This window comes from Pedobacter antarcticus, assembly GCF_900103515.1.
Taxonomy (GTDB): Bacteria; Bacteroidota; Bacteroidia; order Sphingobacteriales; family Sphingobacteriaceae; genus Pedobacter; species Pedobacter antarcticus.
Window position 1 is genome coordinate 192141 of record NZ_FNGZ01000001.1, and the last position, 26111, is coordinate 218251.

A 26111-nucleotide genomic window follows, 5' to 3' on the forward strand; every position below is an offset into this window, starting at 1 on the left:
ATGGATAATCTTAATAACATTAACCTTATGCCAAAGGCAAAGGAAGAAAAATCCATCAACTTGCTGGATATTCTGAAGTACCTGCTCTTTCAGTGGAAGTGGTTTTTATTGTCAATATTCATATTCGGCGGATATTATCTATATCAGTATAGTAAGACACCATTTATCTATAGCCGTTCCGAGACCATTATGATCAAGACTCCGCTGAATACGATGCCGGGTACCCGTATCACAAGGGCTAATTATTACAACACTGTAAATGTTGCCAGTGAGATTCTGCAGCTTCGGTCTAAGGAGCTAATGCGTAAAACTATTGATCGGATTGAAGGTGATATAAGTTATACTGTAAAAAAAGGATTGCGGGAATATGAACTCTATAAAGACGCGCCCGTTAAAGTTCAGTTTATAGATGCTAAACCTGAAGTTGGTTTTTCCTTACAAATAGAGGCTTTAGATCAGGATCACGTAGCACTTTCTTCATTTTCAAAAGGAAATACGTCTCAAGTTCTTAAGATTAAACTAAACCAAACCGTTCGTACACCCATAGGTCTGCTTAAAATCACGAGATCACCTGGATATAAAGTTTCGGATTTTGATAAGCCTGTAATTGTCCGGAAGTATCCGCGTGAAGCAATGGTTGGCTATTATATGGCCAATTTGAAAATTCAGCAAATGGAGGAAGATGCATCTTTATTACAGGTTTTTGTAGAAGATAGCTCGCTGCAGCGTGCAGATGATCTGATCACTACTTTGATTACAGTATATAATGAAGATGCAGTCGAAGATAAAAATAAGGTTGCAATTAATACAGCTCAATTTATAATGGATCGGATTCAGATCATACAAAGTGAGCTGGGGTCTGTAGAGTCTAATTTAGAAAACTTAAAAGTATCAAATCAGGGCATTGATGTCAACGCGGCCAGTCAGATGTATGTGAGCGAAGGAATGATACATGAATCTGCTGGTAACGATGTTCAGACGCAGCTGAAGCTGGTAGAGATGATGCAGAACTATATGCGTGATGCAGATAAAAAGGATGACTTGATTCCTAATAATACAGGACTGGTAGATGTCAATATTGAAAACCGGATTAATGAATATAACACAGCCTCACTTAGAAGAAACCGGCTGCTGGAAGGGAGCAGTTCTGAAAATCCTATTGTTCAAGATCTGAATATAACCCTCGCAGCCATGCGTAAGAACATCTACCGGGCGATGGAAAATGCAGTTAGTGGTTTACAAATAAAGATTAATAATCTAAAAAAAGAACAAACACAAGCAAGAAATAAGGCAATGGCTGTTCCAGCGAAACAGCGGATGATGCTTTCAGTAGAGCGTCAGCAAAAGGTGAAAGAAGAACTATATCTGTTACTGCTTAATAAACGCGAAGAAAATGCGATTAACCAGGCAATGACAGAAGATAATGTCCGGATTATTGACCCGGCTTCAGGTTCGGATGCACCTATTTATCCTAGCCGTATTAAGAAATTAGCACTAGGTGTAGGAATCGGTATCGCATTGCCAGCTATAGTGTTTTTATTAATGCTTATGTTGGATACGGGAGTACGCAGCCGTAAAGACATCGAAGAAGTATTGTCTGTGCCCTTTCTGGGTGAGATTCCCTTCACCCTTAAAGATAAAGGAGGTGAAGCTGTTGTTGAGGAAAAAGGACGGGATTATACATCTGAAGCATTCCGTATTCTCAGGACAAATATTGGTTTTATGGCTGCGGGAAAAGAGCAGCGTGTAATCACCTTTACATCTTTTAATATTGGAGCCGGAAAGACATTTACAGCGATTAATCTTGCCGCAAGTTTTAGGTATTTGAATAAGAAAGTCTTGTTATTGGATTTAGATCTGCGAAAAGGGACCCTAAGCAATAGGGTAAATGCCCAAAAAGAAAAAGGTTTGGGTGTGACAAACTTTTTAGCAAATCCAAAAGTAACTGTTGATGACATTATTTATCAGGGTCTTGTAGGCGGTATAATAGATGTTATTCCTATCGGTGTAATCGCACCAAATCCTGTAGAACTTTTATTGAGCACAAGGCTAGATGAATTGATCATTGAATTGAAAAAAAGGTACGACTATATCATTGTAGACAATGTGCCTGTCAATTTGGTTGCTGATGCTTCAATTGTAGACCGTATATCTGAATTAACAATTTTTGTGGTCCGCTCAGGAAAGATGGACCGCAGGCAACTGCCTGAAATTCAATCCTTATATGATCAACGAAAAATTTCCCATATGGCAGTGTTGCTGAATGGTGTGCGTCTGAATAAAGGGGGGTACGGATACGGCTATGGATACGGTTATGGGTATGGTTACGGTTATGGGAACGAAACCAAAAAGACTATCTGGGATAAATTATTTGGAAAACGCTAGTAAGTGTGCATTTGTGGTATTCGCTCCATAATGCCTCCAGATTTTACAATAATATTTTAAACAAAAACAATTATGATTATGAAAAAAGAATTAATGATTTTGCTCTGTTTGTTTTGCGGTGGTGAAGCATGGAGCCAATCTGTAGAGTCGGTAAAAGATACTGTAGTTCAGCAAAGTACCGATAAATATAAGGTTGAAACAAACAGGTTTTTTGACAACTGGTTTATCGGTGCTGGTGCCGGTGCACAAATTTTCTTCGGTGATCACGACAAACAAATGAAGTTTGGAGATCGTTTGACTCCGGGCTTTGAACTTTATCTTGGTAAATCGTTCTCGCCTGGGGTTGCGGTACGTTTAGCAGTAAACGGTTTTAAAATTAAAGGTCTCACCCAGAATGGTGCCCATTCTACCGGCGAAGTGTTCGACGCTGGGAAACGATTGTCAAAACAAGAATTCAATTATTACAACGTGCATGGTGATGTACTATTCAATTTAAACAACCTTTTAAGTGGTTACAAAGAAGATCGCGTTTATACTTTAAGTCCATATGCGGGTTTAGGATGGATGCACACATGGGATAGGCCAGTGGAAAGCGGTGTGAGCGCTAACGTTGGTATTTTAAATGCCTTCCGTGTGAGTGACGGCCTTGATATCACAATAGATCTGCGTGGAAGTATGGTTGATGACCGGTTTGATGGCGAGACTGGAAACAGAAAACAGGATGGTCTTGCTACTGCAGCTCTGGGTTTGAAATATACATTTAAAAAGCGCAATTGGGATAGAAGTTCTACAACCGTTATCCGTCAAAGTGATAAAGAATTGAATGCACTGCGTGATCAAGTAAATACTTTAGCAAATGATAATGAAATTTTACGTAAACAATTAGCTCAGGCTGGAAATAAATCTGTTACAGATGTAGTTGTAGAGAAAAATATTATAGTTGCACCTGTACTGTTGACGTTTCCAATTAATAAAAGCGTCATTAGTAATGAAATGCGTGTAAACCTCGGATTCCTCGCGAAAGTGATTAAAGACGGTGGTGCAAAGGTTAAATATCGTGTCACTGGTTACGCAGACAAGGGCACAGGGTCTAAAAAGACTAATGAGCGACTAAGTAAAGAGCGCGCTCAGGCAGTCTACAATATTTTAGTAAAAGAGTTCGATGTACCATCATCACTGATCGATGTTTCTTATGAAGGTGGGGTAGATAATATGTTTTATGATGATCCTCGCCTAAGTCGTGCAGTGATTACCATTGCAAATTAATTTATCGGCTAATAGGGTTTAACAAAAACAGGCAGATCATTTTGAAATGATCTGCCTGTTTTTGTTTGGAATTATGTGTAGCGTTTTTCGAATGGTTTACGTTATACCAGTATTAACCTTTATAAACCTTATTCAAATTATGAAAAGAGCGCTTTCTCTCCTCAGCATTACCCTCTGTATGACGGTTTTATTTATTGCGTGTAAGAAAAACAAAGACGGGGAACCAAACCATGAATTGGTTAATCGATGGCAGGAAAAATTATCCGGAGGATTTACAAGAACACTAATTTTCAGTTCAGATGGTAAGTTCTCTATGGAGTTTGCCGGTGGTGATGAAAATTCAGTAGTGAACGGGAAATATATTGTCAATGGTAATTCACTGAAAGTGAATTTAACTGAGTCTCTTTCGAAACTAGGTACTTCAAATGTCGTCAGGACGAAAATAGATTACGAACTGTTTGAGAAAGGCACCTATAAGATTGAAGGGTCGGTGTTAATAATTCAATATATAAGTTATCCTGCAGATGCACCTGTACAAACTGAGACGGAATATACTTTAACCAAATAGATGCCCATACCATTTAGATTATTAACCGGATTATCCTTTAGTATTCATCAGTGAATTAATTACTAAAAACCCGCCTATTAATATTAAACCATAATAAACATATTTGAAAAAGGAATCATTTTTAAGTTTCTGGTTTAGATACCTTCCTAGAAAAATTGCAGGTATAATTGCAGGTAATGAGATTAGAAAATATTTGAATACTTCATAAGTTAGAAGTCCTTTGAACATATATCCCAATATTCCGATGAAACTGGCTGGCAGAAAATAAGCCTGAAGGGTGGCGCGGAAGTGTTTTGCACTCCAGTTTCTCATATTACCATAGACAACAAGAGGTGGGCCATTCACTCCGTAAGCACCTCCCAAAATACCTGATAGAAATCCACAGATGAATAACCACCATTTATTATCATTTGGGAGTTTGATACTTTTTTTACCATATAATGCATAAGCTGAATAAGCGATAATTAATATCCCAAGTCCAATTTTAACCCAAAATTCATTGCCGTAAATCAAGATTAGCAGCCCGACTGGTATCCCTAAAATTGCAAAAATAATCAACCATTTCGCGCTGTCAATATGAATCTGGCTATGGTCCTGAATTACTACAACAAGCGCAACCAAAACTGACATTAAAACAGATAGCGGTACCGCGACATCCAAAGGCATAAACAGAATGAACAAGGGAACGGCAATTAAGGATTCGCCAAATCCAAACGTTGATCTGACTAAAGTGGCGACGAAGGAAATAATTAATATAAAGAGGTAAGTAAGCTCCATAGAAAGAGTAGGAATCTAGATTTATAGGGATTGGAACTGGTGATTCGAGAGTATTAAAGATACGGTTTTTGCAAAGAAAAACCGATTGAAATGTAACCTTTTGACCCTTCTGTGCGTCTTATAAAATATTGGTGTACCTGATTATTATCAGAAATATAATCAGGGCGGCCGATACTTTATCTAATATATATAAATATGATAATCCTTAAGATTTCTATCCTATGCGGAGTTTTGCTTTTGAACGCACAAAATTATACCAAGAACTGGGAGGGTAGTGATCTGCCCGGCCATAGCTTTGCTAAGTTCGAAGATTTCAACGGAAAGCAGGACTTTAAAGTTAAGCTCGATAAAAATGAAAGTTTCGTTTTTAATTACACAGCTAATGTGAAAAAGGGCGAACTTCATCTGGAAGTTAAATCTCCAGGCGGAACGGTATTCACAAAGAACATTACAGGGACAGATTCAGGTGAGTTAAAGGTGCTGAACCTAAAGGGAGAACAGTACAAATTCATTTTCCGGGCCAAACATGCCGAAGGCAACTTTGACATTAAATACAAAAAGATATAGGAAAAATGACCCTATCTTGTGATTACACAACAGTCACTGAGTAGAATCAATGCAAAATATACATTGAGGCTTATTCGTAAAAGTAAAAAGGCCCGTTTTACTCTACCCATAGATAGTGTCTTATCTTTAGGATCGGTGTTAAAACGGGCCTTTTCTGATTTAGGCGGCTCGTCTGATTACCCCTAAAATGATTGCAATGATAGCGATTACAATAAGGACGTGAATAATTCCGCCGGTGTAATATCCGCCTAAGAAACTAATGGCCCAAATGATGACCAGTATGACTGCGATAGTATAAAGTAAATTTCCCATAGGTTTGAGTTTTAATTAGGATTCGAATCTACAACCGCTTTCAACGCATTTTGTTTTTGGATTTTTTCAAAAATAATCTACATAGACTCTGGATAGATAATATTTCCAGAGATTTGCAATAGATAACTATTGCTGTTTTGATTATCTTTTGAGCACTGTTCTAATAAGATAGCATCCTCATCTTGCTGTAAAGTCAGGGCCATAAGATGTAAGGATTGATAAGCAGAAACTTTCAGCTGAAAGATGAGCTGACCATACTCCAAAATGTCAATATCTCTTGCACGTGATGATTTTTTTTTGGGTTTTATTAAATCAGCACACAGCTTTAGTAGTGTGTCAGTCAGGATGTCGTTTGTGTTTGCGCCCTTAATTTTTTGACGTGTCATACATTGTTTGAGCCTTTCAATATGCTGATCCATTTCCGTAGATGACGGAGAGAGAGCCGTTTTTAACTCGTCGGTAAAGGCTGCTGCTGACATGTCACGGAAACATTTCAGATATTTCTTTTCCCTGTCCATCAGAGCTGCCAACCGTTGAGAATATACAGCCGACAGATTTAGTGTAGTTTCGTTCATATGTTCCAATTTTATGCTTTTGTAGAGGAGAATGAGACAACAAAACCAAATCGAATAGGTTTAGGTTATTCGTTTATGAACTAAAAAAGGGGCAAGGTGAAAAACATTGAGCTCGACGGCCCAAAATTCGCTATGAAGCCCGCTTATGAACACATATGTCGAAAAAGATAACCGGCCAATTACAAGTTTATATTATAATCGAATGATTTTGTAATTTCCCCTGGTGAAAGCAAAATCCAACATCCCGGTACTTCGAATCAACGATTTTCAAATTGATCTGCAGTCAGACGGCAGTATTCAGTATCATGAAATTTTTGGTTCCAGGTTGATTGATAAAGCTCATCAGCACGACTTCTTCCTTTTTCTGCTATTTGAAAACGGTGGGGGCACCCATACTATTGATTTTATAAAACACGACGTTTCCTCACACCAGCTACACCTGTTATTCCCGGGTCAGGTACATACCTGGAGCTTATCCGAAAACACACGTGCTTTTCAGATAATGATTAGCAAACGGATCTTTGAGATCTTCGCTACTTCATTGCGTTATGATCTGATACGCTATCAGGAAAATCCTGTACTGGCACTTAGCGCGACAGCCTTTCAGCAGCTTTTATACGAATTTAAAGAAATTCAGGCAGAACTAAGCCTGGAAACCAGGCTGTGGGACATTATCAGCTCCAGATGCAGGATTATTGCGCAACTGGCTAGCCGTGAAGCTGAAGAAAGATTCGCCGGGCTGACGGCTTATCAAACTAAACCGATATTAGTCGACTATCTTTCCTTAATAGAGCTGAACTTTAAACAGCAAAGGTCGGTGGCATTTTACGCTGAAAAATTAAATATAACACCAAACTATCTTAATATACTCTGTAAAAAACACTTTCATAGTTCTGCAACATCATTCATACATAACAGATTAATTCTGGAGTCTAAAAGATTATTACTCACCTCTAAAAATTCGGTAAAAGAGATAGCTTATGAATTGGGTTTTTATGATCTGGCTTACTTCTCTAAATTTTTTAAAATGCAGACCGGCACCAGCCCGAGAGAATTCAGGTTGCCATTATAATTATAAATTTTACAAGTAATGGGATGAATAAGACCTTCTGTAACCACGGTGTGGTTATAACTTTGTATAAAAAAGAATATTATGTCTGTACAATCAATTTCACGCAAAGATTTTATAAAAAATTCATCAATTCTGATAGCAGCCGGTACCGGTATATTGGGGCCTTCCTCCGCATTTGCCGGGGACAGATCTCCTAACGATTTATTAAAAGCTAAATCCGCTGCAAACAAAGGCTTTATTTTAAAAAACGTCAGACTGGAAACCGGTTTTGATTACGAAGATGATGAAGTCAGCCATACCAAAACAAACCTTTTTACTGTGCAAGTCAGTGATGGTAAGATTAAGTCGATTTTGCCTAACCAGCCCAATTCAGATGCAATCGATGCAAAGGGACTATTGATGCTTCCGGCATTTCGGGATATGCATATTCATTTGGACAAGACGGGCTATGGTTTACCCTGGAAGGCCAATCCGAATAAACGAAAGACTGTGAAAGATATGATCGCATATGAACAGCAAATTATCCCTGAATTGCTTAAAACGTCAATTCCAAGGACAGAGAAGTTGATAGAACTGATGCAAAGTTACGGCACAAACTACGCCAGGACACATGTAAATATCGATCCCACGTCTGGACTTGACTCGTTAAGGCATCTGGAGAAAGCCCTAGAGAATAAACAAGACTCTTTTCATGCAGAAATAGTGGCTTTCCCGCAACATGGTATTTATTACACAAAATCGGAACAGCTCATGAAGGAAGCTGCAAAAATGGATGTAGATTTTATAGGTGGACTGGATCCTTATACCATAGACGGTGCCATAGAAAAACATATGGACCTGGTTGTTCAGCTTGCGCTGGATAATAATAAAGGTATCGACATACATCTGCATGAAGCGGGAGAGTCAGGAATGAAAACCATAAATTATCTGATAGATAAAGTAGTGGAGAACCCAAAGTTAAAAGGTAAAACATTTATAAGTCATAGCTTTGCGCTGGCGAATCTTGATGCGGCTAAAACAGAAGAGATAGCGGAAAAACTGGGCAACGCGAAAGTTGGTATTACTTCAACTATACCATTCACACGCAATGTGATGCCAATCCCTACGCTTTATAAATATGGAGTAGACGTCATGGCAGGGAACGATTGTATTATTGACTGGTGGAGTACATTTGGAAGTGGTAGTATATTGCAGAAAACGAATCTTTCTGCACAGTTATACGGGTATCGTAATGAGTTCGACCTTTCCAGAAGTCTGAGATTGGCTACTCATCATGTTCTGCCATTAGACGACAAAGGAAATCAGGTTTGGCCGAAGGCTGGTGATACAGCAGATTTCGTGCTTATAGATGCTAGTTGTTCAGCAGAAGCGGTTTCCAGAATATCACCCGTGAAATCGTTGGTCCATCGTGGAAATATTGTATACTAAATAATGAAACAGAATAAACCAGAACTCACTAAGACTACATTATGGCTAATGACTATTGCCAGCGGGCTGGTGGTTGGAAATAACTATTATAACCAGCCTTTATTGGGTTTGATCGCCAGAGATCTGTCTGTGACTGAAAGTCAGGTGAGCAATATTGCAATGCTTACACAAGTAGGTTACGCATTTGGATTACTCTTCATTGTCCCTCTGGGTGATATGTTTCTTAGAAAACGGCTTATTCTGATTGATTTTTGTTTTATCATCCTTTCCTTGCTCGGAATGACCTTAGCTCCAAACCTCGGTTGGCTGTTACTTGCAAGTTTTACAGTTGGTTTTACCTCGGTAATCCCACAGATGTTTGTTCCGATGGCTGCAGAACTAGCCAAAAGAGAAAAGCAGAGCTCTGCAATCGGGATGGTTATGAGCGGGTTGTTAATTGGTATTCTCTTGTCTCGAGTGGTCAGTGGCTTTGTCGGGGATTTATGGGGTTGGAAAGCGATGTACTATATTGCTGCAGCACTGATGGTAATCCTGGCTGGAATGGTCGCTGTAAAATTACCTGAAGTTCCGCCGTCATTTAAAGGCAGTTATACTGCTTTGATGAAATCCCTTATTCATTTGACCAGAACTCAGCCCGTACTTCGCCTTGCAGCATTCCGCGGAGCGGTGGGCTTCGCTGCATTCAGTGCATTCTGGACGATATTGGTGTTTCATTTGAAGGGTCCGCCATTTTATGCGGGCGCTGCAGTTGCCGGATCATTTGGAATAATTGGTGCCGCCGGTGCGCTGGCAGCAGCACTAGTCGGTAGAATTAGTAAAAGCGTAAAACCTTTCACTATTGTTCTGGCAGCAATTATGATGCTTATTTTGAGTTGGGTAGTTTTCTATTTTGCCGGGTATACATATATCGGGCTAATTTGCGGCATAATACTTATTGATCTGGGTTTACAATCCATGCATATTATGAATCAGGCTGGTTTTTTTGCCTTAAATCTGGGAGCGACCAATCGCCTGAATACAGTTTATATGTTTAGTTACTTTATAGGTGGTTCGATAGGTACTTATCTGGCATCTTTAGCCTGGGGATATTACCAATGGGATGGGGTCGTTATGGTTGGTTTATTTTTTACGTTTCTGGCTCTTGGAGCGCATTTGCTATACGGGAGAGTTGACCTGACCGTTGACGACAATTGAGGAAATTTTAGTGCAATGTTCCTTCTATATCGAGAAATTTCATCGTGACAGCGGGGGAGATTTCATCACTTGTATGTTGAGTATACTCAAGTTTACATTTAGTTGTATAGCTAAATGTAAACTTATATCCTGGGTTCTGTTTTAATTTATTTTCTCAGCAAGTATGATTTCTTAATCTTAAACAAGTGGTTTTTGCTCATATTAAGCAACTTAGCTAATATCGCTGCATTAACCCTGAACAGAACTGATCTCTGGTTTTTAGCAAAGGCGTTAAATCTTTCTTTCGCATTTGTCATTCGGAGCAGGATCTCTCTTTCTTTGGCTAAATGAAGGCTTTCTTCCTGTATTTCTAAAAATAGCTTACATAAATATGGACTGTCCCGAAGTATCAATTCCGCTGTATTCATCTCTAGTGCATACACCCGTGATTCTTCAATTGCCTGTATATTTTCTTCGAATGGTAACTGATTGGAAAAGACCCCGGCAGGCGATATAAATCCGTTGTCGATTATCCAGGAAGGATAGGTTAGTTCGTTGATGATGCAGCTACCCATCACCAGTCCCTCTTCTACATAGTATAAAGTAGGATATGAATATCCACTGTTGTCCAGTGACATTCCCTTTCTGACTGTAAGTTCTACAAAAAGATCTTTGAAGGCCGTAATATCGTGGAACTGGGTAGCCCGCATAGACAATAATTTTTTATGTAGTTCTTGCATAGTACAATTAAGCAAATATCTTTTATATAAAAGATAACATTTGATTCTATTTGAACATGATCATAGTTTTTGTTGAAATTTTTCCTATTTAAAATCTAACTAACTCTACAAATACTAAATACCTATATAGTATTTTGTATATTTCCCCATAGATGCATTCATTTTGCGTAAGCAACTGGTTAAAGCTTCATCCAAATTCCTTATCTGGCAAAATGGAAAAGTCGATCAGGCTTGAGCTGTGAGTTTAGGTTGGACTGAGAAAAAAATCTATCAATTTCTAAAGCTCTTAAGGTTTTATATAGCGAATATCCTGTTTAGTTTATCTTTGTCTCCGCAATAATGCCGAGCTCAATAGCTATTTGAATGAAATCTGTTAAAAAATGTGACCTATCTGTATTCGTGTTGATTTTCTTTTGCTGTTTATCTTTTACCCTATCTGCACAGGAATCCAGAAGTGGTGCGCGTAAGCTTTCAGACAGACCATATTTTCTGGAACACGAGCTAAAAAGTAAGGATAGCCTGTTTGCCGTAGACACTCTTACGCTCAAAACGTATATCACATTTGACAGTCTTGATGTGGAATTGCTGAAAGCACCTGTATTAAGGGAGATTTTATTAGGAGAAGCCAGGATTGGCAGGCCCGCAACTTATCAGACAATGGTAACTTATATAGCTTACTACCGGCAGACAGTCGCTTACAGAGAGTTTCGTGAAAATTTGTCGCTATTTAAACGAATGGAATCTCTGAAAGTAAACCCTTTGAATTGGGAAATGGACAAGGTGCTTTTTAACCGCCTTGGGTTTACTGAAAGCGATCTGGAAGATTTTAAGTCCTACATTTCGTCTCCTGAACATGCTGATATGAACTATAAGCAGGCCTATATAGGTTACATGAATGAAATAATGGCCTTATAAATGTAAATTAACTATTGATTAATCCTTGTCTTGTGTTGGTGTGGTTAACATTTCCTTCCCACTTCCTTTGCTGTTTCTTCGGACTTCCTTCGCTGTTCCTTCGGTCAGAATCGAATAAGGAGCGAGGGAAAAGCGGATGATTTTTAAATGAAAATCGACCAAATGCAAAACTGTATACTTTCTTCCGGAGAAAATATAGCGGCCTGATAAAGCGAAGCTGAAAAAGCTTAATAAAAAGCTTTTTATTTTCATCGGTCAGCTTATTAGGCTACTAATTAAATAGTCAAATATAGCTGGCTATTATGCGCAGATAAAAAATATTCAAATAAATTCTACAGAATAAGTAGTTTTTAAATTATGAATGATATATTTGCCCCGGTTATTTTAAAGAACTTATCAAGAAAGGTGGAGGGAATGGCCCTTTGAAGCCTTAGCAACCGTCCGTGAAAATGGAAATGGTGCTAATTCCATCCCGGGACAGCCCGGGGTAGTTAAGTCAGTTGAATGCAAATAATTTATGTCTGACATAAACGCAAGCACTTCTGATTTTCAGCGGTGTTTTTTTTTGCCGCTTTTAATTGTATTGGATGTTTAATTTAAATGAGTACAGATGTAAAAACATTACCTAAGAGTGATCTACCCTCAGCCAGACCGGATTACGTTTACGTATTGGCTGTCTGGACAAACAAATTTTAAAGACACCTCCTGTTATATTTCGAGTTTAAAAAAAAGCGGACGTAAGCCGCAGTGGGATTGGTATGTCTAAATTTTCTTATCATCAATAATCAATAATTATGTTTAAAAGTATAAAACTGTCAGCGATACTCTTCCTGATATTGCTTTCACAACTGACTTTCGCACAGGATACCACTATTAAAGGAGTTGTTAAAGCCTCCACGGGGGAGACATTACCGGGTGTGTCCGTAGCCCTTAAAGGCTCCTCTCAGGTGGTTGCTACAGACATCAACGGCTCTTTTTCTATTGTCGCGCCGGACAGAAGCATACTGGTGTTTTCTTATATAGGTTTTCAAGTACAGGAACTCCAGATTAATAGAAATGCAGGCGCATTACTGGTCACATTACAGCCGACTGAAAATGCGCTTAATGAAGTTGTCGTGACCGCACTGGGTATTAACAGGCAAAAAAAATCATTGGGGTATGCCGTGCAGGAAATCAAGGGTCAGGATTTGGCGGAGGCGAAAGAAACGAATTTAGTTAATGCGCTGGCTGGAAAAATCGCCGGTGTGAGAGTAACGAACAGTCAGGGAGACATGGGTTCCTCAAGAGTGGTGATACGTGGGGAAACCTCCATTTCAGGAAATAACCAGCCTCTGTTCGTAGTAGATGGGATTCCGGTGGATAATTCTCAATTGAATTCTGCAGGTGCACGTGATTATGCTAATGCCATTTCGGACATTAATGCAGACGATATAGAATCGATCAGCGTACTGAAGGGGCCAAATGCAGCTGCGCTTTATGGATCGCGTGCTGCGGCTGGTGTCATCATCATTAAAACGAAGACTGGTAAATCAAAACGAGGAGTGGGCATCACAGTAAATTCCAATACTGTGCTGGAGACTATTGCTACATTGCCTGTTTATCAAAATGCATTTGGCCAGGGTTCTGAAGGCCTGTTCAGTTATGTAGATGGAAAAGGAAAGGGTCTGAATGATGGGGTCGATGAAAGCTGGGGACCAAGAATGGATGGACGTTTATTGCCTCAGTTCTTTTCTAAAGGTGTCGCGGTTCCATTTGTCGCACACCCGGATAATGTACGTGATTTCTTTCAGACAGGATATTCATTGAATAATGGTATTGCAATTGCAGATGCAACTGAGAAATTTGATTACCGGTTATCATATAATAATTTAAAACAGGTCGGTGTAGTTCCGAATTCAGGTCAGGGAAAAAATTCAGTGACCTTGAACACAACATTAAGGCTTACACCGAAATTGAGTCTCACCGCCAATGCTAATTATAGCAAACTTGGCTCAGACAATCTTCCTGGAACTGGTGGCTCAAGGTCTACGAGTACAATGCTTCAGTTCGCTTGGTTTGGAAGACAGGTAGATATTAATGAGCTCAAAAATTATCTGGATGAAGACGGAAATACGTTCAACTGGAATAATAGCTACTATTCTAATCCTTACTGGGTTGCCTACGAAAATACGGTGTCCCAAAACAGAAACCGTTTAATTGGAAGCGTAGGTCTGAATTACAAAATTATTGATGGTCTGGACTTTAATTTTCGTACAGGTACAGATTATTATAATGACCGCAGAAAGGTTCGTGTAGCTTACGGTACGAACGGATCGCCTTTCGGCTCTTATACAGAAAGTGCTTTCACTGTTAGTGAGACTAATACAGATGGGACGCTGAATCTTAATAAAAAACTAAGTTCTGACTTTACACTAGAAGCACTCGTAGGGGCAAATATCCGGTCGAGGTATATCGAGCAGAATGATCAGAGTGCACCGCGTCTTGCAGTAGCCGGTTTGTATGCGCTGAATAACTCACGTGATCCGCTCACTTCGTCAAATATTTATAATAAGCTGAAATCTTACAGTATTTATTCTTCCGCGCAACTTGGTTTCAGAAATTATCTTTTTGCAAATATTACGGCACGTAATGATTGGTCTTCTACTTTACCGGCGCAAAACCGGTCTTATTTTTATCCTTCATTTAACGGAAGCTTTGTTTTAACGGAGGCTCTGGATATTAAGAGTGAGGTACTTGATTACGCCAAAATTCGCGGAGGCTGGTCTAAAGTTGGTAAAGATGCAGATCCTTACCGTTTAATTAACACTTACGGTTTTAGTGCCCCATTTGGGTCCAATCCACAGTTGAGTCCTTCCACAACAGATCTTAACCCTAATTTAAAACCGGAAACAACGACTTCAACTGAATTAGGAGCAGAAGCGAGTTTCTTTAACAAAAGAGTCCGTTTGGACCTGAGTTTATATAATACAAATAGTTATGATCAGATCTTGAGCGTAGATGTGAGTCAGAGCACGGGTTTTAAGTCTAAACTGCTGAATGCCGGAAAGATAAATAACAAAGGTATTGAGGTTCAATTAGGTGTAACTCCTGTTAAAAAAGCTTTCACCTGGGATGTTGATGTTAATTTTGCGGCGAACAGGAGCAGAGTCATTTCACTGGATGATGCCGGACTTCTGCAAAATTACGTAGTTGCTACTAACTCTGCTCAGGTAATTGCGTCTGTTGGACAGCCTTATGGTACCTTATTTGGAAATGCTTTTCTGAGAGATGCCGGCGGAAATATTATCGTTAACTCTACAGGCGCGCCACAAACAGATCCCTCTAAAAAGGTATTGGGAAAATATACACCAGATTGGATAGGTGGCATTTCAAATACTTTTAGTTATAAAGGACTAAGCCTTGGTGTACTTATCGATGCGAGTATCGGAGGTTCAATTTACAATGGCACTTATGCTACTGGTACTTATACAGGTGTATTGGCATCTACACTTCCGGGAAGGGGCGCCGAATTTGGCGGCATATCGTATTACTATCCGGATAATAAAAAAGCTAATGGTACTGTCCGGGTGGGCAATGGGGCTGCTGCTCCAACTGGCGCTGTTGTTTATGATGATGGTATCGTATTTAATGGTGTGAGTGCCGACGGTAAGCCAAATGAAAAAGTTCTGCCTGCACAGCAATATTATAAGTCATTCCGTACAATAGATGAGGCCAATATTTTTGATGCTTCTTATGTCAAATTAAGAGAGGTGAAATTGAGCTATAATTTACCAGCCAAATGGATTCGTCCTTTAAATCTTCAGGGAGTCTCAGTTTCTTTAGTTGGCCGTAATCTTCTGATAATTCACCGCAACGTTACTGACATAGATCCTGAAGTTGCTTTTAATACCGGAAACGGGCAGGGACTGGAAAGTTTGTCAAATCCGACGACACGAAGCTACGGCTTCAACATTAACATCAAAATTTAATAATCTGGACATGAAAAATAATAAACTATATATCATAGCTGCACTGGCATTCTCCCTGGCGTCCTGCGCAAAGGAACTGGATAAAATTAATATCAATCCAAATGCAACTGAAAAAGCACAGCCTGATTATCTGTTGACAGGCGCAATTAAAAACACAGCAGATGTATATTGGGGAACTACCAATAATATGAATTCAAGCCTGCTTTTTTCTCAGCAATTTGCAAAGGTTCAATATACAGAGGAAGATCGCTTTATCTATTCGAATAGTAGTTTGACTACATTGTGGTCAAATGGTTATTCTCAAGGTATCATTGCTTTTAACAAGATAATCGAAGCCGGCGATGCACAGGATAATCCGAATTACCGGGGCGTTGGCCTGGTCTTACGTTCATGGGTGTTTCTTCTGCTGACAGATGCGTATGGCGATGTGCCTTATACAGAGGCCGGGAAACTAAACGAGTTTATTACGCCTGCTTATGACAAACAAAAAGATATATATTTCGGCTTGCTGGAAGATCTGAAAGCCGCTAAAACGGTACTCAATCCGGCTGGCAAGGCAATCGGAGGCGATATTATTTATAATGGAGATATTTCGCGCTGGAAAAAACTGGCTAACTCACTCCGGGTCCGGATTGCACTGCGTATCGCAGACCGGGAACCTGCAAAAGCAAAACAAGTATTTGATGAGATTAAGGCAGATAATGATGCATTGATTAGTGAGAATGCAGATATAGCACAGTTAATTTATCAGACCTCTCCTCAACAGAATCCGATTAGCGCACAGTTTGAAACCCGTGACGATTACCGGATCAGCAAAACAATCGTCGATAAGTTGTCCGAGCTTAAAGATCCCAGACTAGCAGTTTATGCCAGTAAGACGCAGACGCCTACACCAGAAGAGTATGTTGGTTTACCAAACGGACTAACGAACTCTGAAGCGAGTGCATTAGGTTTTGCAAAGGTATCTAAGCCAGGCGCTTACTTTCTTTTACCTCAGGCCCCGGCTGTAATCTTCAGTTATGCAGAATTACTGTTTGACAGGGCAGAAGCTGCCGCCAGGGGATTCACAACTGAAAATGCTGCAGATCTTTATCAGCAGGGGATTAAAGCGTCTTTCAGACAGTATAATATTTCTGATGCCGCTGCGGCAGCTTATGTAGCTCAGCCCTTCGCTCAATATGATCCGGGTAACTACAAGAAATCAATCGGTGAACAAAAATGGCTGGCTTTATTTGGGCAGGGCCTTGAGGCCTGGGCCGAGAGGCGCAGGTTGGATTATCCGGTGCTGAAAGCCTCGGTTAACACGGTTTTAAATGGCGAAATTCCGGTACGTTTCATTTACCCCGGAACAGAACAATCTTTAAATATTCAAAGCTATAAAAATGCAGTTGCGAGCCAGGGTCCCGACCTGCTGACCACTAAGTTATGGTTTGATGTGAATTAGCTGAAAGGCCAATTCTGAGTCATAAAAATGCCCCCGGAAAGTGTCTCACTTTTTGGGGGCATTTTAGGATATCCGTGATGCTTTTTTGAATGTAAATTATTTTACACGCTCTATGTATTCACCTGTACGGGTGTCTATTTTAACTTTATCACCTTGATTCACAAACAAAGGTACCTTAACTTCGACTCCATTTTCTAATGTGGCATATTTTAATGCACCTGAAGAAGTATCACCTTTTACAGCTGGTTCCGCATAAGTAATTTCCAGTTCTACAAAATTCGGTGTAAGGGCCATAATAGGTTCTTCGCTTTCAAAAGAAACCACTACGCTCATTCCTTCTTTTAAATATTTAGCAGCCGGTCCAAATAATGCTTTAGGAATGTTAAACTGATCAAATGTTTCATTATCCATTACCACAAAATAATCACCGTCTTCATACAGGTATTGATAGTCATTGGTTTCAACACGGCATATTTCCACCTGCTCATCTGTTCCTAAACGTGCTTCAACTATTTTTCCGGTTTTAATATTACGGAATTTACCTAAGTAGAAAGCTCCGCCTTTACCTGGTGTACGGTGAATGAATTCTGTAACTGTTACCAGTTCACTGTTGTAACGTAAAATATTTCCTACTTTAATTTCAGATGCCTTTGCCATAAAGAATATAATTGTAAAATTTGAGCCTAAAGATAAATGCTTTTTTGAATTTATAAGATTAATCTGATCAGAATAGTCTCAAGCCAATTTTTTATTTGTCTTCTCCGAAAATCCCTATATTGTAGAGGAATTCTTTAATCTAAAGAATGTCAGCCTCTTAAAACCTAATATTTATTGTATGCACAAAATTCTACAAGCGGGATTACTTCTTCTCCTTCCTCATGCTGTCTCAGCTCAACTATCCTTAAAAGGTAAGGTTAGCAACGAAAATAAAGAACCCGTGGAATTGGCAATAGTCAGTATTAAAAAAGGCAACGTGATAATCGGAAATACTATCACAGACAGTTTAGGCCATTATCAATTTCCGGATCTTAAAAATGGAGCGTATACTATTTCGGTGAAGAATATAGCTTTTAAGGATACTACCTTTCTTGCTGTGGTCGATGCAAATACCTTACCTGATATTTCTCTGCGTCGTATTGGCGACCTGAAAGAAGTGGTTGTAACAGCCAAAAAGCCTGTTTTTCAACGTGAAATTGATCGCCTGCGTTTTAATGTCGGAGAAACGGACCTGGTGTTCGGAAACAATATCTGGGATGTTATTGAAAAAACACCACTGGTAAATGTTTCCTCGGACGGAACCATACAGATCAGCGGTACTTCAGGTGCGATTGTATACATTAATAATAAGCGAAAAGTGCTTAGCGGTAATGCGCTGAAAAATTATTTAAGCAGTATTCCGTCAGATAATCTGGATGCAATTGAAGTTATAACTACACCACCGAGCAAATACGATGCAGAAGGTGGCGCAGGAATTATTAACATCCTGACCAAAAAGAATAAGGAAGAGGGGCTGGTCGGGAATACCGTGCTTAGTTCCAGGCAGACTGCCGTTAATTCGCAGGGTGCCAGTGTCTATTTGAATAACCGTCAGGGGAAATGGAATGTATACTCAGATTTTTCTATGGGTAACCGGAGCAGGCAGCCTGAGTTTAAAAAAGATATATATTATCCTGCCTCCGGTACGAAAAGTCTTTTACACCGGAATATTACCTCTAATACTGATTTTCAGAACCTATATCCCGGTGCGAATCTTGGAATTGATCGTGAGATTAATGAAAATCATGTAGTCGGTTTATTATTTGATTATGCAGGTAGCTGGCACAAGGAAACGCGGGATGCATTCAGACGCGATTATTACCCGGACACGGACTCACTCAGCAAAACGAATAACAGGGATAATTTGAGTTCACAGACTTTTTCACTTAACCTGAACTACCAGGGCAAACTGGATTCTTCCGGCAAAAAAATCAGCATTGATTTTGATGCACTGGAATACACTGCTAAAAACAACTCGGTAAGTAAGACGAATGCTTTAGACCTTGGCACGCAACAACCACTGTTCACAGAAGATTGGTTTAGAAGTGCATCTCCGCAGAAAATCAGTAATCAATCGGTTAAAGTTGATTTTGAATGGCCGGTTAATAAACGTGTCGGTGTAGAATTTGGGTCAAAATTATCCTTCTCCAATATTGATAATACCCTTCTTTTCGAAAACAGAAACGGAGATGATAACTGGGTGAAAGATTTGAGCAGAAGTAATCTTTTCAGGTATCAGGAAAATATCAATTCTTTATATGGACTGATAAAGCATATGGTCAGTGCAAAATGGTCATATCAGCTGGGCTTGCGTTTGGAAAATACAGTTGCAACAGGATGGCTGGAAGGTGTAAAGGAAGTAGACAGAAACTATGTTAATGTTTTTCCTACTGCCTTTCTGAAATATACAACCAGCCAGAACAGATCATTTGTGCTTGCGCTCTCCAGCAGAATCACCCGACCTGGTTACTGGGATGTTAATCCGTTCCGTACTTATACTACCGATCAGACTTATTTTGAGGGAAATCCATTTTTGTCTCCGTCTAAATATTACAGACAGGAGCTTAATCATACGTTTAGTAGTCAAAATGGCACATTTTCTGTCCAGTTTGCGGCTGGCCAGTTACTGGACGAGTTTTATGCACTTCCTTATAATCCTTCGGGCAATATTATCGCGAACAAGAAAGTTAACTACGGGAATAAATACAGCTATTCCAATACGATTACCTATTATAACCAGATTTTACCGTGGTGGAAATTTACAGGTACGACGCTAACTGGATATGTGGTATCAAAGGGGAAATATGCGAATGATGTGATTATCGATAACAAGACCATGTTATTGAGTATCTCTACCAATCAAACTTTTACGCTTTCTAAAAAGGAATCTCTTTTCTGTACTGTAATTGCGAATAATACTTTTCCCGTAACTATTGTAAACACAGCAATCGGAAACAGACTGGAAACCGAAATAAGGTTGAGGAAATCATCGGGCCCGTGGAATATCACTTTATCCGCACAGGACTTATTGAAGAGTAATAAAGACCGGTATAAAGTACTGCTAAACGAACTGAGTATTGTTGATATGAATTACTATGACACTAGAAGCGCAGCACTGTCTGTAAGCTATAGCTTCGGCAAATCTTCTGTTAAAAGCAAAAGAGACAGGGATGCAGGATACGAAGCAATTAAACAAAGGCTGTCGTAGTTAAAGATTGCCGAAATAGACGTGTATACACGTCTATTTCGGTTTACAACTGTACTTTAATTAAGTTACTTCCCCGTCCTTTAGCATTTATGGTTTTAAAAGTATAATTTCCTTTCTGGCTGATCGGTGCGGTATACTTCTGGCTGTTCTCATTAGGGTCAGAGCCATCTGTTGTATAAACTATGGTTAATCCCGGGTAAAGAACGTTTGCGGACAATGTTCCGTTTTCCACCTTAAGTCCGGGAGTAGGGATCCGGTAATTAAATCCACCAGACAGATTATCAAGCCTTGGGAGTTCATAGTTGCCAACGGAGTTTAGAAATGACTGGTACGCAGCATTATACTGCGCTTCTGATTTTGCTGCATCTTTTTCTAATGCCCATGTCGGATCCTGTGCCCAGGCTCTTTCGGCCAGCCCGAATAATTTCGGGAAAAGCAGGTATTCGAATCTTTCTTTGCTGAATATAATCTCGCTCCAGAGTGGTGCTTGTATACCTACAATATTAGACTTTCCAAATTCGGTAAGCTGTACCATGTTTTTGAAATGACCAGGGGCAATTGCGTTCCCACGTTCATCTTCCTTCTGGTTTTTGGTGTAGTTATAAGGAATAAAGCTGAACGGTTTATCGATATCTACATAACCGCCCCAGTATTGACCGGGCTCTGCGTAACTTTTGCTGTATGCCAGATCCAGGTAGAGGTTGGTAACATTGGTCAGCACTACTTTGTAACCAGCATTGGCCAGTCTGTAAGCGAGGTCTTCGTTGCCGGATAAATTATTCCAGACATCTGTATGGAAATTACTTTTAGCAAACCTTTCATTGACCACCATCTTTCCCTTGACTTTATGAAGTCCGATTTCTTCCCATCCGGAAAGATATAGCCCTTTGCGTTTTAACATCTGGTCCAGTTTATTAAAGTAATAGGGCCAAAGCTGCCCGGTGTTTTTAACTGAAGGATTTTTTCGCATCAGCGATAATACTACCGGAGATTTTTCCCAGACGCCTGCAGGTACTTCATCTCCGCCGAAGTGGATAGTTTTTAATGGAGCATCTGCAGTTTTATACATCGCGATCAGTTCGTCAGTTACCTTTTCAAGAAAAGTGTAAACAGAGGGCAGAGCTGCGTTTATGACATTATCTTTAAAACCCTGAACAGATCTGTACACAGATTTATCCTGCAAATCCCGCAGCAGGTATTTTTCGGCTTCTGTTTTATTTCCGGACTTGATCAATCTGTTGTAACGCGCATTCATTGCTACGATTGCCGCTCTGGCATGCCCGGGAGTTTCTATTTCCGGAATAACAAGAATATGTCTTTCATGCGCAAATTTCAATATTTCGATGAACTCATTTTTAGTCAGGTAACCGCTGCCGGTCAGGTTATCCCGATTTGGCCCTGATCCATAAGAAGGGTTAATCTGGTCATTTTCATCTGTGGTATGTCCTCTGTGTCCACCAACCTGCGTTAGCTCCGGTAAACCAGGTATCTCCAGTCTCCATCCTTCGTCGTCAGTAATATGGAAATGTAATACGTTAACCTTATACAATGCCAATGCCTCAATCAGTTTTTTGACCTCGTCTTTAGGTTGATAATTACGCGCGATATCCATCATAAATGCCCGATGTCCAAATCGGGGTTCATCATTTATTTCCAGTGCATTTATAGCGATGTTAGCTAGTGAACCCGTTCCTTTTTGTAGAGGTAACAGCGCTTTTAAAGATTGGAATGCGTAAAAAACTCCTGCTTTTGTCGCTGCCTGTATCTTAATTTCTTTTGGACTGATATGGAGATTGTAAGCCTCGGGTTTAATTGTGTTTAATTGTTGTACAATAATCTGATTTTCTTTTGCTTTTCCATTTAGCTGTGGTTTGATACCGGTTGCTACCTGCAGGTCATTTAAAAATAACTTTGCCTCAGCAATGAATTCCTTTGGTACAACCAGGTTAGATTGCCCGCTTAGTGAAAAAGAACCTTCCTTTCTGACCAGAGATTTTGGAGTAGGCAGGATCGGAGAAAAACTGTCTGAGCCAGCTGCCATCGTTTTTTCAGTCTTATCATACACCGACCGGGCAATCGCTAAATCTCTGGCATTAAGATCTTCTGTGGTGTTTTGCTTAAGTTTAACTGGAAAAGTCCGTTTGGTGCCAGTGAACGCAATGTAGAACCCTTTTGGGTAGTCTGTTAAGTTTTTGAGTTGTCGGGTGAGGATAGGAAGATCGAGTTCTTCTCCGGGTTTTAAAGCTTTAAAGCCCGATTTAGGAGAAAGGCTGTAAAAGTCTCCGTTAATATAAGTTATAGTCACCGGCGCACTCTCCGGATTCTGTAATTTACCATTTAAGGAGTTATAGTAGATGACCCATCCGGATGCCGGAAGATCCGTTTCTCCCAGATTTTTAAGTTTAAGTACTGAAAGCGCCTGGTTTGAATTTTGATAGTTTGGTTCGGTAACGGACCAGGTAATTTCCAGGTCTGTACTTTGAGCCTGAACAGAAATTACAGACAGGATCAATAAAGTAGTAAAAATCAGGTTTTTCATATTTGGTAAAAGATTTATATATCCCAATATAGTAATTATCGGGGGTAACGCAACTCCTCATTCAGCGTCCGATCACTTAAAGAAAAAGTTCATACTAAGGAATAAATTGATGATGTCTTTGTTTTGCGTTATTTTACTCGAACGTTATTTTTATTTTTTTTTAAAATTGTTTAAACCTTTCCGTATAGTGCCTGTTTACCAGTTGATTATAAATCACCTAAATTTTTGAACTTATGAAAAAGTCATTAATCACTTTGCTGCTGACAGCGTTCTGCTGGACAGCATTTGCGATGAGTGTTCCACAACAGGATACCACCCGCAAAAAACAAGATACGACCAAAAGACATGATCAAAAAAAGAAATCCAAGATGAAAAATCAAAGTAAAAAGGATTCAACCTGGAAAGACAGCACGAAACGGAAAACCTGGGACACTCTTTCCAGGGCACAGAAACCAATGTAGATCATCTCTATGTGAAATATTCTTGATGTGTTCAGATCAGTCTGTTGTTTAAAAGCCGCAGACTGATTTTTATTTTTTTAGCCCTGCTCAATAGAACAAGTTTTTCTTAGTTTAACGTTTTAAGGTCGATTAATGATATATTAAGGTTTTTAATTGCGTCAGCTTAATTTATGCTGAAACCATATATAATATTAACGGCCTATGCATAATTCTATCCGAAATAAGGGTATGGTTTTCACCATATTTATTTCTCTTACAATTTCTGTCTCCGCACAAAACACCGATCTCAAACTATGGTACAATGCCCCGGCCGAAAATGTATGGGAAGCTGCGTTGCCTGTCGGAAACGGCAGATTGGGGGCAATGGTCTTTGGTAACCCGGGTCAGGAACAGATCAGTCTAAACGAAGCGAGCATCTGGAGCGGCGGTCCAAATCGGAATGACAATCCGGAAGCACTGAACGCTCTTCCGGAAATAAGAAAACTTATTTTTGAAGGTCAGTATCAGCAGGCCAGTAAGATGGCGGCACAGCATATCCAGTCCAAACGCATTAATGGCATGATGTATCAGCCAGCAGGAGATTTCCGGCTAGTCTTTCCGGGACATGAAAACTATGCCGGCTATTACAGGGAGCTTGATCTTGAGAGTGCTGTTGCTAAGACTACCTACAAGGTTGGAAATATCACTTATACACGTACTGTTTTTTCTTCTGTTCCGGATCAGGCTATTATAATTCACTTGACAGCAGATAAGCCGGGTAGCCTGACTTTTGAAGCCTCCTTGCTGAGTGAACATAATTCCAAAGTTATAGTTGCAAAAGATAATATACTTTATCTGTCAGCTCAGAGCAGCGATAAAGATGGGGTTAAAGGCGCAGTTAAATTCGAAACTGGTGTCGGAATAAAGCAAAAAGGCGGTACGATTTCATCGGACAATGGGAATTTGAAAGTGTCCGGGGCAAGTTCTGCTACCGTTTATATTTCAATAGCGACCAATTTTGTCAATTATAAAGATATCAGTGCTGACGAAAAAACGAAAAATGCTGCGTATTTGCATGCGGTAATGCAGAAGAGTTATCGCCGGTTATCGAAAGATCATATAACTGCTTATCAAAAGTATTTTAACAGGGTGCAGATTAATCTGGGGAAAACTCCTTCCGCCGGGCTTCCGACAGACCAGCGTGTCGCAGAATTTGCAAAGGGAAATGATCCACAGCTTGCAGCGCTTTACTATCAGTTTGGACGTTACCTGCTAATCTCCTCATCACAGCCGGGAGGGCAGCCGGCAAATTTGCAGGGAATTTGGAATAATAAGATGAATCCACCCTGGGGTAGTAAATACACTATAAATATTAACACAGAAATGAATTACTGGCCTGCAGAGGAATCAAATCTCTCAGAAATGCACGGGCCGCTGATTGAAATGGTGAAAGAGCTCTCAGAGACAGGGAAAGAAACTGCCAGAGTTATGTACGGAGCCGCGGGTTGGGTTACACACCATAATACAGATTTATGGCGTATAAGTGGTCCGGTTGACGCAATAAATTACGGCATGTGGCCGATGGGTGGTGCCTGGTTAAGCAGGCACCTTTTCGAAAAGTATCTTTACAATGGTGACCGGGAATATCTGAAAACAGTCTATCCAGCTTTAAAGGGAGCGGCGCAGTTTTACCTCGACTTCCTGGTAGAAGAGCCTGTAAAGGGTTGGATGGTTGTAAGTCCGTCAATGTCGCCTGAGAACTCACCTAAATCTCATCAGGAGATCTCGATTGCCGCTGGCACAACTATGGATAATCAATTGGTTTTCGATCTGTTTACCAATACAATCAGTGCTGCAGAAGCCTTAAACACTGATGTGGTTTTAATCGACAAACTTAAAAAAATGAGAATGCGTCTTCCGCCGATGCAGGTAGGACAATATGGTCAGCTACAGGAATGGATACAGGACCTGGACAATCCAAATGATAAACACAGACATGTTTCCCATTTATTTGGTCTTTATCCGGCCGGACAGATTTCACCTTATCATACTCCTCAATTATTTGAGGCTGCAAAAAATAGTATGATACAGCGTGGCGATGTTTCCACCGGCTGGTCAATGGGTTGGAAAGTGAATTTATGGGCCAGGCTGCAGGATGGGAATCATGCCTATAAACTAATTATTAATCAGCTTACACCTGCAGGGGTAAATCAGGGAGAAAACAGTGGGGGTGGTACCTATCCGAATCTGTTTGATGCACATCCGCCTTTTCAAATCGATGGGAATTTTGGCTGTACTGCCGGAATTACAGAAATGCTGATGCAAAGCCATGATGAAGCCATTCATTTGTTACCTGCTTTGCCCGATGCCTGGAAAGATGGAAGTATTAGTGGTTTGAGAGCGCGTGGCGGATTCGAAATCGAACGCCTGGTATGGAAAGACGGCCATCTGTATGAAGTCGTTATAAAATCTACTTTAGGAGGTAAATGCCGGTTGCGTGTTCCTAACCAGATCAAAGGAAGAAAATTGGCAGTAGCCGCAGGTAATAATCCAAATCCATTCTTTCAGTCTCTGGAGGTAAAGCCTGCTATTATTTCAGCAACTGCGGGTCTGCGACCTGCTGAAATTAAAGATACCTTACTTTACGAGGTGGATACTAAACCCGGTAAAACCTATAAGTTTAAAATTAGTCAGTAAA

Annotated in this window: 20 protein-coding genes and 1 riboswitch; of the genes, 13 read left to right on the forward strand and 7 right to left on the reverse strand. The window is 40.0% G+C overall.

Annotated elements, in window-relative coordinates; genetic code table 11:
- The 3 genes from BLR53_RS00850 to BLR53_RS00860 all read left to right on the forward strand — a co-directional run bounded on the left by BLR53_RS00850 (position 1) and on the right by BLR53_RS00860 (position 4219).
- Positions 1 to 2385, forward strand: a complete 2385-nt coding sequence (locus BLR53_RS00850) for a GumC family protein (protein ID WP_074586295.1) — start codon at positions 1 to 3, stop codon at positions 2383 to 2385.
- Between the two features lie 78 nt (positions 2386 to 2463).
- Entirely contained in the window at positions 2464 to 3651 is a 1188-nt protein-coding gene (locus tag BLR53_RS00855; RefSeq protein ID WP_234797498.1) for an OmpA family protein, read from the forward strand.
- A gap of 139 nt (positions 3652 to 3790) precedes the next feature.
- Positions 3791 to 4219: a hypothetical protein gene (locus BLR53_RS00860; RefSeq protein ID WP_143007792.1), complete on the forward strand. Its 429-nt coding sequence runs from the start codon at positions 3791 to 3793 to the stop codon at positions 4217 to 4219.
- A 30-nt stretch (positions 4220 to 4249) separates the two neighbouring features.
- Here the strand turns inward: BLR53_RS00860 and BLR53_RS00865 are convergent, their stop codons facing one another.
- Positions 4250 to 4996 (reverse strand): sulfite exporter TauE/SafE family protein, encoded by a 747-nt coding sequence (locus BLR53_RS00865; protein ID WP_074586304.1) that lies wholly within the window; start codon positions 4994 to 4996, stop codon positions 4250 to 4252.
- Positions 4997 to 5191: 195 nt separating this feature from the next.
- Here BLR53_RS00865 and BLR53_RS00870 point away from each other — a divergent pair, with 195 nt between their 5' ends.
- Complete coding sequence (locus BLR53_RS00870; RefSeq protein WP_037444753.1) at positions 5192 to 5563, forward strand: hypothetical protein; 372 nt, start codon at positions 5192 to 5194, stop codon at positions 5561 to 5563.
- A gap of 159 nt (positions 5564 to 5722) precedes the next feature.
- On the opposite strand, the gene BLR53_RS19745 is transcribed toward BLR53_RS00870, so the two are convergent.
- Positions 5723 to 5875 carry a lmo0937 family membrane protein gene (locus tag BLR53_RS19745; protein ID WP_139218388.1) on the reverse strand — a complete coding sequence of 51 codons (153 nt, stop codon included), beginning with the start codon at positions 5873 to 5875 and terminating at the stop codon, positions 5723 to 5725.
- 77 nt (positions 5876 to 5952) lie between these two features.
- The gene (locus tag BLR53_RS00875) at positions 5953 to 6450 is read right to left on the reverse strand and encodes a DUF892 family protein (protein WP_074586308.1); all 498 of its coding nucleotides are present in this window, start codon (positions 6448 to 6450) and stop codon (positions 5953 to 5955) included.
- A gap of 223 nt (positions 6451 to 6673) precedes the next feature.
- Here BLR53_RS00875 and BLR53_RS00880 point away from each other — a divergent pair, with 223 nt between their 5' ends.
- The 3 genes from BLR53_RS00880 (at position 6674) to BLR53_RS00890 (ending at position 10144) form a co-directional block, all read left to right on the forward strand.
- A complete protein-coding gene (locus BLR53_RS00880) occupies positions 6674 to 7522 on the forward strand; it encodes a helix-turn-helix domain-containing protein (protein WP_074586312.1) in 849 nt (282 codons plus the stop codon).
- 81 nt (positions 7523 to 7603) lie between these two features.
- On the forward strand, positions 7604 to 8950 hold the full coding sequence (locus BLR53_RS00885) for an amidohydrolase (RefSeq protein WP_074586316.1): 1347 nt from the start codon (positions 7604 to 7606) through the stop codon (positions 8948 to 8950).
- A 3-nt stretch (positions 8951 to 8953) separates the two neighbouring features.
- Positions 8954 to 10144: an MFS transporter gene (locus BLR53_RS00890; protein ID WP_037444743.1), complete on the forward strand. Its 1191-nt coding sequence runs from the start codon at positions 8954 to 8956 to the stop codon at positions 10142 to 10144.
- A gap of 146 nt (positions 10145 to 10290) precedes the next feature.
- Here BLR53_RS00890 and BLR53_RS00895 read toward each other — a convergent pair whose 3' ends face one another.
- Positions 10291 to 10863 (reverse strand): hypothetical protein, encoded by a 573-nt coding sequence (locus BLR53_RS00895; protein ID WP_037444742.1) that lies wholly within the window; start codon positions 10861 to 10863, stop codon positions 10291 to 10293.
- A 363-nt stretch (positions 10864 to 11226) separates the two neighbouring features.
- Between BLR53_RS00895 and BLR53_RS00900 the strand changes: the two genes are divergently transcribed.
- The gene (locus BLR53_RS00900; protein ID WP_074586320.1) at positions 11227 to 11778 is read left to right on the forward strand and encodes a hypothetical protein; all 552 of its coding nucleotides are present in this window, start codon (positions 11227 to 11229) and stop codon (positions 11776 to 11778) included.
- 18 nt (positions 11779 to 11796) lie between these two features.
- On the opposite strand, the gene BLR53_RS00905 is transcribed toward BLR53_RS00900, so the two are convergent.
- Complete coding sequence (locus tag BLR53_RS00905) at positions 11797 to 12030, reverse strand: hypothetical protein (protein ID WP_074586324.1); 234 nt, start codon at positions 12028 to 12030, stop codon at positions 11797 to 11799.
- 138 nt (positions 12031 to 12168) lie between these two features.
- Positions 12169 to 12276: riboswitch (SAM riboswitch) on the forward strand.
- Positions 12277 to 12572: 296 nt separating this feature from the next.
- Here BLR53_RS00905 and BLR53_RS00910 point away from each other — a divergent pair.
- Complete coding sequence (locus BLR53_RS00910) at positions 12573 to 15746, forward strand: SusC/RagA family TonB-linked outer membrane protein (protein WP_074586327.1); 3174 nt, start codon at positions 12573 to 12575, stop codon at positions 15744 to 15746.
- 10 nt (positions 15747 to 15756) lie between these two features.
- Positions 15757 to 17190: a SusD/RagB family nutrient-binding outer membrane lipoprotein gene (locus tag BLR53_RS00915; protein WP_074586330.1), complete on the forward strand. Its 1434-nt coding sequence runs from the start codon at positions 15757 to 15759 to the stop codon at positions 17188 to 17190.
- 96 nt (positions 17191 to 17286) lie between these two features.
- Here BLR53_RS00915 and efp read toward each other — a convergent pair whose 3' ends face one another.
- Positions 17287 to 17847: an elongation factor P gene (gene efp / locus BLR53_RS00920; RefSeq protein WP_037444734.1), complete on the reverse strand. Its 561-nt coding sequence runs from the start codon at positions 17845 to 17847 to the stop codon at positions 17287 to 17289.
- Positions 17848 to 18025: 178 nt separating this feature from the next.
- Between efp and BLR53_RS00925 the strand changes: the two genes are divergently transcribed.
- Positions 18026 to 20434, forward strand: a complete 2409-nt coding sequence (locus tag BLR53_RS00925) for an outer membrane beta-barrel family protein (RefSeq protein ID WP_074586333.1) — start codon at positions 18026 to 18028, stop codon at positions 20432 to 20434.
- A gap of 43 nt (positions 20435 to 20477) precedes the next feature.
- Here BLR53_RS00925 and BLR53_RS00930 read toward each other — a convergent pair whose 3' ends face one another.
- Positions 20478 to 22973, reverse strand: coding sequence for a family 20 glycosylhydrolase (locus BLR53_RS00930; RefSeq protein ID WP_074586336.1), 2496 nt, complete (start codon positions 22971 to 22973; stop codon positions 20478 to 20480).
- Positions 22974 to 23206: 233 nt separating this feature from the next.
- Between BLR53_RS00930 and BLR53_RS00935 the strand changes: the two genes are divergently transcribed.
- Together BLR53_RS00935 and BLR53_RS00940 are read left to right on the forward strand one after the other, a co-directional pair.
- Entirely contained in the window at positions 23207 to 23434 is a 228-nt protein-coding gene (locus BLR53_RS00935; RefSeq protein WP_037444727.1) for a hypothetical protein, read from the forward strand.
- A gap of 201 nt (positions 23435 to 23635) precedes the next feature.
- A complete protein-coding gene (locus BLR53_RS00940; RefSeq protein ID WP_244889424.1) occupies positions 23636 to 26110 on the forward strand; it encodes a glycoside hydrolase family 95 protein in 2475 nt (824 codons plus the stop codon).
- Position 26111 lies beyond the last annotated feature (1 nt).

Coding starts and splice junctions, on each gene's coding strand:
- BLR53_RS00915 (WP_074586330.1), top strand. CDS start 15,757: ATGAAAAATAATAAACTATATATCATAGCTGCACTGGCATTCTCCCTG.
- BLR53_RS00895 (WP_037444742.1), bottom strand. CDS start 10,863: ATGCAAGAACTACATAAAAAATTATTGTCTATGCGGGCTACCCAGTTC.
- BLR53_RS00855 (WP_234797498.1), top strand. CDS start 2,464: ATGAAAAAAGAATTAATGATTTTGCTCTGTTTGTTTTGCGGTGGTGAA.
- BLR53_RS00935 (WP_037444727.1), top strand. CDS start 23,207: ATGAAAAAGTCATTAATCACTTTGCTGCTGACAGCGTTCTGCTGGACA.
- BLR53_RS00850 (WP_074586295.1), top strand. CDS start 1: ATGGATAATCTTAATAACATTAACCTTATGCCAAAGGCAAAGGAAGAA.
- BLR53_RS00865 (WP_074586304.1), bottom strand. CDS start 4,996: ATGGAGCTTACTTACCTCTTTATATTAATTATTTCCTTCGTCGCCACT.
- BLR53_RS00885 (WP_074586316.1), top strand. CDS start 7,604: ATGTCTGTACAATCAATTTCACGCAAAGATTTTATAAAAAATTCATCA.
- BLR53_RS00905 (WP_074586324.1), bottom strand. CDS start 12,030: ATGAAAATAAAAAGCTTTTTATTAAGCTTTTTCAGCTTCGCTTTATCA.
- BLR53_RS00875 (WP_074586308.1), bottom strand. CDS start 6,450: ATGAACGAAACTACACTAAATCTGTCGGCTGTATATTCTCAACGGTTG.
- BLR53_RS00910 (WP_074586327.1), top strand. CDS start 12,573: ATGTTTAAAAGTATAAAACTGTCAGCGATACTCTTCCTGATATTGCTT.
- BLR53_RS00925 (WP_074586333.1), top strand. CDS start 18,026: ATGCACAAAATTCTACAAGCGGGATTACTTCTTCTCCTTCCTCATGCT.
- BLR53_RS00860 (WP_143007792.1), top strand. CDS start 3,791: ATGAAAAGAGCGCTTTCTCTCCTCAGCATTACCCTCTGTATGACGGTT.
- BLR53_RS00870 (WP_037444753.1), top strand. CDS start 5,192: ATGATAATCCTTAAGATTTCTATCCTATGCGGAGTTTTGCTTTTGAAC.
- BLR53_RS00900 (WP_074586320.1), top strand. CDS start 11,227: ATGAAATCTGTTAAAAAATGTGACCTATCTGTATTCGTGTTGATTTTC.
- efp (WP_037444734.1), bottom strand. CDS start 17,847: ATGGCAAAGGCATCTGAAATTAAAGTAGGAAATATTTTACGTTACAAC.
- BLR53_RS00890 (WP_037444743.1), top strand. CDS start 8,954: ATGAAACAGAATAAACCAGAACTCACTAAGACTACATTATGGCTAATG.
- BLR53_RS19745 (WP_139218388.1), bottom strand. CDS start 5,875: ATGGGAAATTTACTTTATACTATCGCAGTCATACTGGTCATCATTTGG.
- BLR53_RS00930 (WP_074586336.1), bottom strand. CDS start 22,973: ATGAAAAACCTGATTTTTACTACTTTATTGATCCTGTCTGTAATTTCT.
- BLR53_RS00940 (WP_244889424.1), top strand. CDS start 23,636: ATGCATAATTCTATCCGAAATAAGGGTATGGTTTTCACCATATTTATT.